General features: G+C 66.8%; 13 protein-coding genes. 8 read left to right on the top strand and 5 right to left on the bottom strand.

The genetic code is table 11. The features are described 5' to 3' along the window. Positions 1–578 precede the first annotated feature (578 nt). Entirely contained in the window at positions 579–1,709 is a 1,131-nt protein-coding gene (locus FBZ89_RS15870) for a type III PLP-dependent enzyme (RefSeq protein WP_145750931.1), read from the top strand. Between the two features lie 120 nt (positions 1,710–1,829). Here the strand turns inward: FBZ89_RS15870 and FBZ89_RS15875 are convergent, their stop codons facing one another. Beyond that, positions 1,830–4,277, bottom strand: a complete 2,448-nt coding sequence (locus FBZ89_RS15875) for an ATP-binding protein (protein ID WP_145750932.1) — start codon at positions 4,275–4,277, stop codon at positions 1,830–1,832. A 303-nt stretch (positions 4,278–4,580) separates the two neighbouring features. On the opposite strand from FBZ89_RS15875, the gene FBZ89_RS15880 reads away from it, so the two are divergent. Then, positions 4,581–5,672 (top strand): hypothetical protein, encoded by a 1,092-nt coding sequence (locus FBZ89_RS15880; RefSeq protein ID WP_246172265.1) that lies wholly within the window; start codon positions 4,581–4,583, stop codon positions 5,670–5,672. Positions 5,673–5,674: 2 nt separating this feature from the next. Here FBZ89_RS15880 and FBZ89_RS15885 read toward each other — a convergent pair whose 3' ends face one another. Then, the gene (locus tag FBZ89_RS15885; protein ID WP_145750933.1) at positions 5,675–6,355 is read right to left on the bottom strand and encodes an exopolysaccharide biosynthesis protein; all 681 of its coding nucleotides are present in this window, start codon (positions 6,353–6,355) and stop codon (positions 5,675–5,677) included. Between the two features lie 93 nt (positions 6,356–6,448). Beyond that, positions 6,449–6,967 carry an isoprenylcysteine carboxyl methyltransferase family protein gene (locus tag FBZ89_RS15890; RefSeq protein WP_211115252.1) on the bottom strand — a complete coding sequence of 173 codons (519 nt, stop codon included), beginning with the start codon at positions 6,965–6,967 and terminating at the stop codon, positions 6,449–6,451. A gap of 151 nt (positions 6,968–7,118) precedes the next feature. On the opposite strand from FBZ89_RS15890, the gene FBZ89_RS15895 reads away from it, so the two are divergent. From FBZ89_RS15895 to FBZ89_RS15905, 3 genes are all read left to right on the top strand, one after another. Next, a complete protein-coding gene (locus FBZ89_RS15895) occupies positions 7,119–8,048 on the top strand; it encodes a LysR family transcriptional regulator (protein WP_145750934.1) in 930 nt (309 codons plus the stop codon). 149 nt (positions 8,049–8,197) lie between these two features. Further along, on the top strand, positions 8,198–8,911 hold the full coding sequence (locus tag FBZ89_RS15900) for an SDR family NAD(P)-dependent oxidoreductase (protein ID WP_145750935.1): 714 nt from the start codon (positions 8,198–8,200) through the stop codon (positions 8,909–8,911). Positions 8,912–8,935: 24 nt separating this feature from the next. After that, positions 8,936–9,169: a tautomerase family protein gene (locus FBZ89_RS15905; protein ID WP_145750936.1), complete on the top strand. Its 234-nt coding sequence runs from the start codon at positions 8,936–8,938 to the stop codon at positions 9,167–9,169. 360 nt (positions 9,170–9,529) lie between these two features. Here FBZ89_RS15905 and FBZ89_RS15915 read toward each other — a convergent pair whose 3' ends face one another. Continuing rightward, complete coding sequence (locus FBZ89_RS15915) at positions 9,530–10,012, bottom strand: winged helix-turn-helix transcriptional regulator (RefSeq protein ID WP_246172267.1); 483 nt, start codon at positions 10,010–10,012, stop codon at positions 9,530–9,532. Here FBZ89_RS15915 and FBZ89_RS15920 point away from each other — a divergent pair. Further along, complete coding sequence (locus FBZ89_RS15920; RefSeq protein WP_145750937.1) at positions 9,996–10,742, top strand: SDR family NAD(P)-dependent oxidoreductase; 747 nt, start codon at positions 9,996–9,998, stop codon at positions 10,740–10,742. The genes FBZ89_RS15915 and FBZ89_RS15920 overlap by 17 nt on opposite strands. A 52-nt stretch (positions 10,743–10,794) precedes the next feature. On the opposite strand, the gene FBZ89_RS15925 is transcribed toward FBZ89_RS15920, so the two are convergent. Beyond that, positions 10,795–10,995 (bottom strand): hypothetical protein, encoded by a 201-nt coding sequence (locus FBZ89_RS15925; RefSeq protein ID WP_145750938.1) that lies wholly within the window; start codon positions 10,993–10,995, stop codon positions 10,795–10,797. 2 nt (positions 10,996–10,997) lie between these two features. Here FBZ89_RS15925 and FBZ89_RS31205 point away from each other — a divergent pair, with 2 nt between their 5' ends. Both FBZ89_RS31205 and FBZ89_RS15935 read left to right on the top strand, forming a co-directional pair. Beyond that, the gene (locus tag FBZ89_RS31205) at positions 10,998–11,207 is read left to right on the top strand and encodes a hypothetical protein (protein ID WP_211115255.1); all 210 of its coding nucleotides are present in this window, start codon (positions 10,998–11,000) and stop codon (positions 11,205–11,207) included. Positions 11,208–11,408: 201 nt separating this feature from the next. Continuing rightward, positions 11,409–12,467 (top strand): Fic family protein, encoded by a 1,059-nt coding sequence (locus tag FBZ89_RS15935; RefSeq protein ID WP_246172269.1) that lies wholly within the window; start codon positions 11,409–11,411, stop codon positions 12,465–12,467. Positions 12,468–12,492: the final 25 nt, after the last annotated feature.

The following is a 12,492-nucleotide window of genomic DNA, read 5'->3' on the forward strand; positions in this document are numbered from 1 at the left end:
TGTACCGCAGGCGTCATCCAGGCTGGAACCCGCGGGGCGCCAAGCGGAATTAGAGAGGAATGCCACGCGGTGCCGAAGATTCGGCCATGAGGTCGCAGGGGCGGCGTCCACCAAAAAAATCGCTGTGCAACCCCGGATTTCCATCTTATATAGCGCTCAGTCGCAGCGCACGTGCCTATGGCCCCGGGCGGAATGGTTCCGCCCACGGGTTATGCAACGACGTAACGCGTATCCTCGTCCGTCCCTTAAGCAAGGCGGCGAATTGGAGGCTACGATGGTTGATGTTGTTGTCGGTGGGCATGCGCCCGCCTTTCCTCGATCCCCCGCCCCCACTCTGAAGCAGAGTCGGATGGGCCATGATCAGGCGGTCTGCAGTCAGACCGGGCCGGTGGTTTGCGCGCTTTTGGCACCGCCTGGGCATATCTCCAGTATCTGACCCGTTCGGGCCGGCCGCTTTATTGGCACGCTTGAACGGACCCGGGCCGCTGCCCGGTTAAGTGAACGGACCCGGGCCATTGCCCGGTTAAGCCCCCATTCCCGATCCATCCCCTGAATGCCTTTTGGCCTCGGAGTCATCGATGACCGAGAAGATCGCTCGTTTTTTCGCTGAGAACACGCCCGCCACGCCCTGCCTGGTGGTCGACCTGGACGTCGTCGCCAACAATTACGCCAACCTGCACGACGCCCTGCCCGAGGCCCGGATCTTCTATGCCGTGAAGGCCAACCCGGCGCCGGAAATCCTGAAGCTGCTGGTCGAGCGGGGGTCCTGCTTCGACACCGCCAGCATCCCGGAAATCCAGTACTGCCTGACCGCCGGCGCCACCGCCGACCGCATCAGCTTCGGCAACACCATCAAGAAGGCGTCGGACATCGCCAGCGCCCACGCCCTGGGCATCAGCCTGTTCGCCTTCGACAGTATGGAAGAGCTGGAGAAGATCGCGGAGCATGCCCCCGGCGCCCGCGTCTTCTGCCGCATCCTGACCTCGGGCGAGGGTGCCGACTGGCCCCTGTCGCGCAAGTTCGGCTGCGAGCCGGAGATGGCGACGGAGTTGCTGCTGGCCGCCTCGACCATGAACGTCGTGCCCTACGGCGTGTCCTTCCACGTCGGCTCGCAGCAGCGCGACCTGACCCAGTGGGACAAGGCCCTGGCCCAGACCGCCGAGATCTTCCATACGTTGGAAGAAAAGGGCGTGATGCTGCGCATGGTGAACCTGGGCGGCGGCTTCGCCACCCGCTATCTGAAGGACATCCCCAGCGAGGGCGAGTATGGCAACGCCATCGAGGCCTCGCTGCGCAAGCACTTCGGCAACCGCCTGCCCGAGACCATCATCGAGCCGGGCCGCAGCATGGTAGGCAACGCTGGCGTCATCCGGTCGGAAGTGGTGCTGATCTCGCGCAAGTCGCACCGTGACGAGCGCCGCTGGGTCTACCTGGACATCGGCAAGTTCGGCGGTCTGGCCGAAACCATGGACGAGGCCATCAAGTACAAGATCCAGACGCCCCATGACGGCGGCGCCGCCGAGCCCGTCATCCTGGCCGGCCCCACCTGCGACAGCGCCGACGTGCTGTACGAGAAGACGGAGTACCGCCTGCCGGTGGACCTGCGCATCGGCGACAAGGTCGATATCCTGGCGACCGGCGCCTACACCACCACCTACTCGGCGGTCAACTTCAACGGCTTCTCGCCGCTGGCGTCCTACTACATATAAGGTTCTTCGAGACCTGGTCCGTCGCGGAAGCGGCGGGGGAAAGGCCCGGAAGCCCTGCGCTTTCGGGCCTTTTCGTTTTACCTTCCCTCGATCATCGGGCGCCGGCGGCCGCGTAATCCCTTACGCGCCCTTTTCCCCCAACGCCGCCGCCATCACGCCCGGCGGCAAGCCGGGGCGGCCGTCCTCGCCGGCGCCGCCCGTCAGCAGGCGCTGGCCGGGCAGGATGAGGGAGACGGTGGTGCCCTGGCCCAGTTGCGAGGCGATGTCCAGCCGGCCGCCATGCAGTTCGGCCAAGCCCTTGGACAGCGACAGGCCCAGGCCGGTGCCCTGCGTCGTGCGGGCGTAGACGTTGTCAATCTGCTGGAAGGGCACGAAGACCTTGGACAGGTCCTCCGCCGCGATGCCGATGCCGGTGTCGGTGACGGCGATGACCAGCTGGGCCTCGGGATTGATGGTGGCGGTCAGCGACACGGTGCCGCCCGGGTCCGTGAACTTCACGGCGTTGGACAGAAGGTTCAGCAGGATCTGCTTGATCTTCACGTCGTCGGCCAACAGTGGGGGCAGGCCGGGCGCCATGGCCACCACCAGGTCGATGCGCTTTTCCATGGCGCGGGCGCGGGCGATGCGCTCGCACCCCGCCACCAGCGCGCCCACGTCGCACACCCGTTCCCGCAGCTCGACCTTGCCCGCCTCCATCTTCGAAACATCCAGGATGTCGTTGATGATGGCCAGCAGGTGGCGGCCGCTGGCCACGATGTCACCGGCATAGCCGGTGTTGGTCGCCTGATCGGGCACGCGGCGCAGGTCGTTCTCCAGCACCTCGGCGAATCCGATGATGGCATTGAGGGGCGTGCGCAGCTCATGGCTCATGTTGGCCAGGAACTCGGTCTTGGTGCGATTGCCCAGCTCGGCGGCGGCCTTGGCCCGCTCCACCTCTTCCGCCGCCCGCTCCGCCGATATGGCGACGGTGGCCAACCGGCTGGCCCGGCGGGCCAGGTCCAGCATCCAGCCCTCGGGCGAGCGCGGGGTGCGGAAATAGACGGCGAAGGCGCCCAGGGGATGACCGTCACCGGCCAGAATGGGCAGGGACCAGCAGGCGGCCAGGCCGGCCTCCGCCGCGACCTGCCGGAATTCCCGCCACAGCGGGTCGCTGGCGATGTCGGTGACGATCACCGGCTCGCACCGGTGGATGGCCGTGCCGCAGGACCCCACGGACGCCCCCACCTCCGTCCCATCGACGGCGCGCACGAAGGCCGGCGGCAGGCTGGGGGCGGCACCGGTCTGGATGTGGCGCCGCTCGGCATCCACCAGCACGATGGAGCAAAGCCCGCCCTCCAGTTCCGCCTCCATGCCGGAGCAGAGGGCCGACAGCACGGCCGACAGGGCCGCGCGCCCTGCGGTCATGCCCAACACCTTGCGTTCCACCGTCAGCAGCCGTTCCGCCCGTTCCCGGCGCTGGGTCTCTCGTTCGATGCGGCGGGCGTGGGACCAATAGAGGGCCAGCGCCGAATGCAGTTCCGCCACCAGAGGGTCGCGCCCCAGCCGCGGCAGCAACGCCGGCGCCTGGGCCACCTGCCCCTCCGCCAGGTCGCGCATCAGCCGGGCGGTGCGCGACACGGCAAGGAACACGCCCTGGCGCAAGGTCCCCAGGATGGCCAGCGTCAACAGGGCCGCCAAGGTCAGCGGCGCCCCGGCCTTGACCGCCGCCCAGCCGGCGGCGGGAACGGGCACCGCCGCCCAGCGGTCCAGCGCCCCGCCGGCCACGGCACCGATGCCGGTGAGCGCCGCCACCACCTCCTCCGGCGCCCGTCGGCCATTCAAGGCGGCGGTGAAACGCGCCAGTGCCACGGCCAGGCCGTCGTCGGGCCGGGAGGGCGCGGGCCAGTCCAACAGCGGGGCGGCCGTGGCGGCGGGCGGCTGGGTCAGCGCGTCCGCCCATGCCAGGTCGGCGTCACGGCGGGCCGCCAGCGCGTCGCCGGCCAGGACGGCGTCGGCGCTGGGCAGGCTGCGGGCGGCGGTGGCCACGATCTCACGCGCCAAACGGCCCTCGGCCGTGGCCAGCGCCCTTTCCCCCGCCAGCCAGTTGCGCACCAGGGACGGGTCGCGGTCGCCGCCGGCCTGATGCAGCATCTGGTCCACCGCGCGGCGCGGCCCCGCCAGCTCCTGACGTATTCCGGCCAGGCGCTGGCGTGCGTTGTCCAGCACGGCATTGGCGGGCAGCGCCTCCAGCGCCGCGCCCAACGCCTGGTCCGCCTGCCGCCGTTTTTCCGCCAGATCATCAGCGGAGGGGTTGGCCGCAGAGGGTGTGGCGGCCGGGGGAGTGGTGGCCGGGGGAGCGGTGGCTGGGGACGCGGGCAAAGTCCCCGGCGCCCGCAAGGCCAGGTATGACGCCGTCCACTGCGCCGACTGGATATCCAGCGCGCCAGCCAGCCCCCGCGCGGCCAGCACCAGGGCGTGGCCGTCCTGCGCGTCGCGCGCCTGGAGCCAGGCCGTTCGCATGTCCACGACCGCCAGCCCCAGTTGCAGGGCCGCCAGGCCGGCAAGGGCGCCCATCACCGACTGGCGCATGGCACCGACCCGGCCCATCTGTTCACAAAGCAGCTCATTGGAGAAATGATCCCAAGGCCCACACCTTGTACCTGTGGCCCACTGTATGCGAGGCCATGGCCCCCGCGCAAATATCCAGGGGGGTGGGGTACCATCCAAGTCCGGGGGTGGGTACGACACAGGGCGGGCATGTCCGGGGCCGCCCAAATCCTTGCGCGGGCGCCCTTGACCACACCCCCCGTCGTCTATACCTGACGCAGGGTCGAGGCGGCCGACACAGGGCGCCGTTGCCGCCACCCCGCTGCCCTCCCGGATCCCGCCCCGTTGACGTCTTCACCCGCCCCTTCCGACAGCGAGGCCGCCGCCGAGGAATTCCCGCCCACGACCTCGTCGTCGGGCGACGATGGCCTGTTCGCCGATGATGACCGCGACGCGCTGCACATCCTGCCGCTGGGCATGATCCCGGTGCAGACGCCGGGCCTGAAACGGGCGCGGCTGATCAAGAACGCGCGGCTGGAGACGGTGGTGGAGGTGTTCCAGGACCGGTCGGCCGGCAGCGGCCAGGTGAACCCGGAACACCTGGCCACCATGTACCCCTCGCACGCCAAGGAAATGCGCACCGACATGGCGCAGATCCACCGGCTGACCCAACTGAACAGCTATGACGTCTACAGCCTGCGCATCGAACTGCGCCGCCTGGGCATCCCGGTGGAGGACGTCAACTACCTGCGCCTGTCCGCCGGCAAGCGGCTGGAGCTGACCACCTACATGCGCGACTTCACCCTGCCCCTGATCCAGCAGGTCTATGGGTCGGAGGAGCGGCCCATCAACGACATCGCCGACCTGTTCCAGCTGCTGGCCAATCCAGACCGCGAAGAGGCGCTGCGCAACCTGACCCTGCTGTCGCGGAAGCTGAACATCCAGCTGCAGGACATCCCCAACTTCCTGGAGGAATACGGCGACGTCTTCCTGTCGCTGGCCTATTTCCGCAGCTGCCTGGACGGCCTGGTGCCGGAGGTGCAGCGCTTCATGGCCTGGGTGAACGAAGCGACCAAGAGTGAGATGATCACCCGCGACCGCCTGCTGATGAAGATGATCAGCGACGTCATGCGTATGCTGACAGGGATCACCACCTCCATCACCGGGCGGTTCGAGGCCTTTGACCGGCGCAGCAAGGATTTCTGGCACGACATCAATGCCGACAGCTTCCGCTCCGTCCGCGCCCAATTGTCCGCCCACCATGTCACCATCGGCGGCGTGCTGTGCGGCCTGGCGGTGAAGATGGCCCTGTGGAAGGCCCGATTCCCCCACGGCGGCGGCGGCCCGATGAAGCGGGTCGAATTCGTGCGTTCGGAAATCCTGCCCGGGCTGGACCACATCAGCCGCATCGAAAAGTCGGCCGCGGGCACCGCCTGAGTTCAGATCCCCAGCGTATGTTCCAGCAGGAACAGCCCACTTTTCAGCAGGGCCACCAGCACGCCCCAGACGACGGCCACGGACGTCACCGCCGTGCCCAGGCCCAGCAGCACCCACACCCCGTCCCGTTCCAGCACCCCTAGGGCCACCAGGCTGATGGCCACGGCCGGCAGCATGTTGCCCAGCGGTATGGGCAGGAACAGGATCAGCGCCAGCAGGAAGCAGACCAGCCCCACCGCGTGTTCCACCGGCGGGCGGGCCAGCACGCCCAGGCGGGGCTTCAGCATGCGCTCCGCCTTGGCCAGCCAGGGCGCCACCTTGGCCATCATGGCGGCGAAATCCTTGCGCGCCAGCGACCGGCTGGAAATGAAGCGGGGCAGCCAGGGCTTGCGCCCCAGGGCCAGCTGCGCCGTCAGGAACACCAGCGGCAGGCCCAGCACGGCGGAGGTGCCAGGCGGCATGGGCAGGGCGTTGGGTACGGCGAAGACGAAGATCAGCGCCCCCACCGCGCGGTCGCTGAGCGCCGTCAGCAGATCGCCGATGGCCACCCGCTCCCGGGTCTCATCCGCCGCCAGGGCCTGCAGGATATCGGAAACCTTGTGGGGCCGGGTGGCATCGGCGGCGTGGATGTCGGCCGCATGGGTGTTGGCCGCATGGGTGTTGGGAGCATCGCCCACGGTCATGCTGTTCCTCTGATCCCATCCCAATGGCCTTGCGCCCATGGAGGTGGGGTCGATGGGGCCCCGGGTCCAGCGATTTTTCCCCGGCGCACCGGATCAATAAGCGGCGAAGGTCTCGCGCATGGCCCGTTCCTCCTGCCGGATGCGGATGGTCAGGGGAACCAGATAGACGACCAGGCCGGCGACCAGGGTGCAGTAGGCGTGCAGCGTCAGGGCAAAGCCCACCAGTTCCGGCAGGATGTTCAGGAAGTAGTTGGGGTGCCGCACCAGGCGGAACAGCGGGTGGGTCACCAGCTGGTGGTCGCGCGCGATCAGCAGCTTCACCGTCCACAGCCGGCCCAGCAGCCACACCACCACCAGCAGCATCGCGGTGCCGAACAGGTAGATCGCGAAGCCGAAGCCGCTGACGGCGTCGATGGGCGCGTCGCGCACCAGCCCCTCCACCGTCGCCGACAGGTAGAAGGCGATGTGGGCGATGGTCAGCGCCAAGGTGTTGCGGGCGCCATGTTCCACGGCGCCGGCGGCGCGCAGCGCCTTTTCATGCCGAATGGACACCGCCAGCATGGCGAAGCGGTAGGCGAAGGCCAGGACGATGAACAGGATCAGGTAGGTCACGGCGGCACGGTGCTCCAAGGGACGAAAGCGTCGGGCGCATCAATAGCATAAGCGCCTGGGGCGATGCCCCATTCCAACCGTTGCGTTCCGGCCCTATCGTGGCGGAGCCATCCGCGCCCGCTCGCCCCGCCCACCTGCCAGAGCCTTGCCCATGGACCGTATCGACGCGATGAGGGTGTTCGTGGCCGCCGTGGACGAAGGCAGTCTGGCCGGCGCCGCCCGCCGCATGCGCCGCTCCGCCGCGGCCGTCAGCCGCGCCATCGCCTTCCTGGAGGGGCATGTGGGAACGGCCCTGCTGCACCGGACCACACGATCCCTGCACTTGAGCGAGGCGGGGGAGCGGTATGCCGCCGCCTGCCGCCGCGTGCTGGCCGACCTGGACGAGGCCGACATGCTGGCCGCCGGCGAACACTCGGCCCCGCGCGGCCTCTTGACCGTCACCGCCCCGGTGGCGGCGGGGGAGACCGTGCTGGGCCCCATCCTGGCGGGTTTCATGGACGCTTATCCCGAGGTGTCCGTCCGCCTGAACATGATCGACCATCCGGTCAGCCTGATCGACGAGGGCATGGATCTGGCCCTGCGCATCTCCCACCTGGCGGACTCGGCCCTGGTCGCCACCCGGGTGGGGGAGGTGCGGCGGGTGGTGGCGGCGGCCCCCCGCTACCTGGAAAGCCATCCGGCCATCGAACAGCCATCGGACCTGGCGCGCCACGCCATCGTGGCCATGACCCATTTCGGGCTGGAGACGTGGAGCTTCCCACCGGCGCCCGGGTCGGCCGTGCCCCGCACCGTCAGCTTCACCCCCCGCCTGGTGGTCAACACCATCCGGGCGGCGGCCGCGGCGGCGGTGGAGGGGCGGGGCGTGACCCGCCTGTTCTCCTACCACATCGCGGCCGAGTTGGCGGACGGCAGCCTAAAAGTCATCCTGGACCGGGATGAGCATGAACCGGTGCCGGTGCACCTGATCGCGCCGCCGGGGCGCCTGTCCGTGCCCAAGGTGCGCGCCTTCGTCGATTACGCCGTGCCGCGCCTACGGGCCCATTTCGCCCAGCTGTGCCCGCCTCCCCTCAAGTTCCTTTAAACACGGCACTCTTCCACGCGGCGCAAGGATGTCTGCCGCCGGCCGGGCGTTCACCCGCAACCAGGCGGGGCGCATCTTTCGGGTCATCCACAGGGCAGCGCCGTCGACAAAGACGATCGCCCGCCACCGATCCCGAAGGAGTTCCCATCATGAGCACCACTGGAAAAGTCGCCATCGTCACCGGCGCCTCGCAAGGCATCGGCGCCGCCACCGTCGCCGGCCTCGTCGCCCAGGGCTACCGTGTCGTCGCCACCTCCCGCACCATCCAGCCCTCGCAGGATCCGAACGTGGCCACCGTGGCCGGCGACATCGGCAGCCGCGAAACGGCGGAGCGCGTGATCGCCACGGCGCTTGAGCGCTTCGGTCGCATCGACAGCCTGATCAACAACGCCGGCATCTTCATCGCCAAGCCCTACACCGACTACACGGACGAGGACTACGCCCGCGTCCTGTCCACCAACCTGAACGGCTTCCACCACATCACCCAGCTGGTTATCGCCCAGTTGCTGAAGCAGGGCGGCGGCGGCCATGTGGTGCAGGTGACCACCAGCCTGGTGGATCACGCCAATTCCGGTGTCCCCTCGGTGCTGGCCTCGCTGACCAAGGGTGGGCTGAACGCCGCCACCAAGTCGCTGGCCATCGAGTTCGCCAGCCGTGGCATCCGCGTCAACGCCGTCTCCCCCGGCATCATCAAGACCCCGATGCACGACCCGTCCACCCACGACTGGCTGGGCAAGCAGCATCCGGTGGGCCGCATGGGGGAGATGACCGACATCGTGAACGCCATCCTCTACCTGGATAACGCCCCCTTCGTGACGGGCGAGATCCTGCACGTCGACGGCGGCCAAAGTGCCGGTCACTGATCCTGGGAAGGCGGGAGAGCCGACATGCCTATCGTCACCATCCAGATCACCCGCGAAGGCACCACACACGGTGCCGACGCCACCACGGCGGAACAGAAGGCCGCCCTGATCAAGGGCGCCAGCGAGCTCATGCTGCAGGTTCTGGGCAAGCCGCTGGACAGCACCTTCGTCGTCATCGAGGAGATGCCGCTGGAAAACTGGGGCTGGGGCGGCCTGCCGGTGCCGGAGTACCGGCGGCGCAAGGCAGCCATCGGCTGATCCCCCGATTTAGCACCATGACCTGACGGTACCGCCAGGGATGCCAAATGAGGCATTCTCTGGGCGGGAGGTTGCCGCCGGACGCGGTGCCCACCTGTCCCCACCTGCCCGGTCGCCTACGACGCCGGCAAGGCCCTGAACACCGCCGCCAAGGCCGCTGGCGACGCCGGCTATGGCGCGCAATGGGCCGGCCAGGGTGCCCCGCTGGCCCGCTTCCCCCCGGCGGCCAAGATCGTCGCCGAACTGGCGGCGGAACTGGCCTACACCCGCCGTCACGGGTTCTGCCCCTACTCCAAGGCCACGCGCGGCAACATCGATGTGGAATTGCGCCTGGCGTGATGCCCCTTCCTTATCAGTTCCCTAGTCACTCATATCCCGGAGATCGCGACGATCCCGGATCACCTCGACGCGATCGGTGAACTCCTCGCCCCATTTGCACAGCGGCATCAACGCCGCGCCAAGGCTTTTGCCGAGCTGCGTGGCCGAGTATTCGACGCGAGGCGGGATTTCGCCAAAATCACGCCGATCGATGATGCCGTCAGCCAACATTTCCTTGATCTGCTGGATCAGCACTTTGTCGCTGACGCGACCGACAGCACGGCGCAGCTCGGCATAGCGGAGCGGGCTGTTCTTGAACAAATGAAAGAGGATCAGCGGCTTCCACTTGCCGCCAAGTACAAACAGGGCGGCATCAAGGCCGGAGCTGAAGCCGTTCACGGGCATGGGACGGCGCATGATGTGGCACTTACCAAAAGGTGCATACTGGTGACAAAGTATATGCGAGCCTAAAATGTTCTTCGCCAGGATTTTTTTTGAGGGGCTCGGCATGAGGTTGAAGGACAAGGTCGCGGTCATAACCGGCGGCAGCACGGGCATTGGATTCGAGACCGCAAGGCTTTTCGCCAGCGAAGGCGCGCATGTTTACATTACCGGGCGGCGTGCCGATGAGCTTGAGCGCGCTGCCGCGGAGATCGGCCCGGGCGTCACCGCCGTGCAGGGTGATGTCGCGATGGCGGTCGATCTCGATCGTCTCTTTGACCTGGTTCGGTCGAATCACGGCAAGCTGGACATTGTTTTCGCGAACGCCGGTGTCGGATCCGGCGAGAAACTCGGGAGCATCACCGAAGAATCCTATGAGTTTGTCTTCGGCGTGAACGTGAAAGGCACGATCCAGACCGTCCAGAAAGCGCTCCCGTTGATGACCGGCGGCGGCTCGATCATCATGACCGGTTCCACGACGGGCTCGATGGGCTCTCCGAACTTCAGCATCTACAGCGCCTCGAAGGCGGCCATTCGCAGCTTTGCGAGATGCTGGGCGCTGGACCTCAAGGGAACCGGGATTCGCGTTAACGTATTATCGCCGGGACCCACGGAGACTCCCGGTCTCCGGCGCGCGGCGTCGCGTGCGCCAAACCCTGACGAAGCGCTCAAGGCCATGGCAAGCCAGCTTCCGCTAGGTCGCCTGGGCAAGCCCACGGAAGTGGCGGCCGTCGCTCTGTTTCTCGCATCGGCGGAGAGCAGTTTCCTCACCGGCGGCGAGATCTTTGCCGATGGTGGCATGGCCCAAATCTGACCGGACGGCGCCCAGAAAACGAAAGCGCAATTGGAAGACGCGGATCGCGGTTTCAACTCTGGCTGCGGAGCAGGCGAACAATGTGACGAATGGCGTCTTCGTCTGCGAGCCCTTCGTCGCCGGTGATCGCCAGGGCAGCGCGGATTTCAAGCTGACTGTCGAGCCAGAACTGTACCAGCGCGCCGCCCATGATCGCGGCGAGGCCGGGCGGCAAGTCGTTTCGGATGAACCCAGCGTCCTGGGCACGTTGCATGAGTGCGCCTGTCAATCGGCGACGTCGCGGACATCGAAGCGATCAATGATACCGAGCGCCGCCTGCTGTACGTCGCCTGCACCCGAGCCCGTGATCGCCTGCTGGTGACGGGCGTGCGACCGGGAACAGAGTTCCTGGACGATCTTTTTTGTGGATTGACGACTGGCGCGATGAACCACAACCCCAAAGGACATCGCCGACTGGGGATTTGATGATCGTCCAATAACAACAAGTTGTCTTGATGTAGGCAGAATCCTATTTCATGATCATCAAATGGTGTAGCTTTCGGCAAACGATCATCAAGGGCAGCCTGCGGCTTACGCGCGCTCACCCATGATGGCCCGACGGAGACTCCATTGCCTGTTGCTTACCACGACGGACGGTTTCCACCTGCGGAGCTTGATCTCCCAACCTTGTTCCCGCTGGTTGGCCCCGCCAATGCCGCGATTGCGCGGTATGAGGGCGTACTCTCCGGCATTCCCAATCCCGACGTCCTCCTATCCCCACTGACGGCCCACGAAGCTGTTCTCTCAAGCAAGATCGAGGGGACGCAGGTGACGCTGGGCGAGGTGCTGGAATTTGAGGCGCAGGGCCATCTGTTCGATGAGAGCACCCCCAAGAAGGCGGACGCCCGCGAAGTTCTGAACTACCGTGCCGCCTTGCGTGAGGCGGCGGGTCTGATGTCCTGGCTTCCACTGTCGCAGCGGCTCATCAAGGCCACGCATCGCGTGTTGATGGATGGTGTCCGTGGTCGCCACAAGGATCCCGGCGAATACCGCCGCATTCCCAACTGGATCGGACCAGAAGGCTGCACCATCGGGCAGGCGCGCTTCGTGCCACCAGGCGCTGACAAGATCGAGCCGGCAATGTCGGCATGGGAGGCCTACATTCACACCGATGCGCCGGATCGGCTTGTACAGCTGGCCATTGTTCATGCCGAGTTTGAGGCGATCCATCCGTTTCTCGACGGCAACGGGCGCATCGGGCGGCTCATCATCCCGCTGTTTCTCTGTGCTCATGGCCTGTTGTCTCGGCCCAATTTCTATCTCTCAGAATATCTCGAAGCCAACCGCGATGAATATTACCATCGGTTGCTCGCCGTCTCGCGTGACGGCGACTGGAGTGGCTGGGTGGCCTTCTTCCTGCGTGGCATCATCGCCCAGGCCGAAGGCAACACCCGGAAAGCTCAGGCGATCCTGGCCCTGCATCAGGATAAGCGCGACTGGGTGGTGGAGATCACCCATTCCCAATATGCGGTGCGGGCCCTCGACTGGATTTTCCAGCGGCCCATATTCCAGACGCCGGATTTCATCACCTCAGCCCAAATTCCACCACCGACGGCCAGAAAGATCATCCGCGATCTGCGCGACAACGGCCTGTTGCGTGAACTGGTGCCGGCGGCAGGGCGCGCACCGGCCACGTTCGTGTTCCCCCAGCTGCTGAACATTGCCGAGGGACGAGAAGCCTTTTGAACCCGAAGGCCTGGAGATCCCCTTT

Origin of the sequence: Nitrospirillum amazonense (assembly GCF_007828045.1) — a bacterium.
In the GTDB taxonomy this organism is placed as follows: Bacteria; Pseudomonadota; Alphaproteobacteria; order Azospirillales; family Azospirillaceae; genus Nitrospirillum; species Nitrospirillum amazonense_C.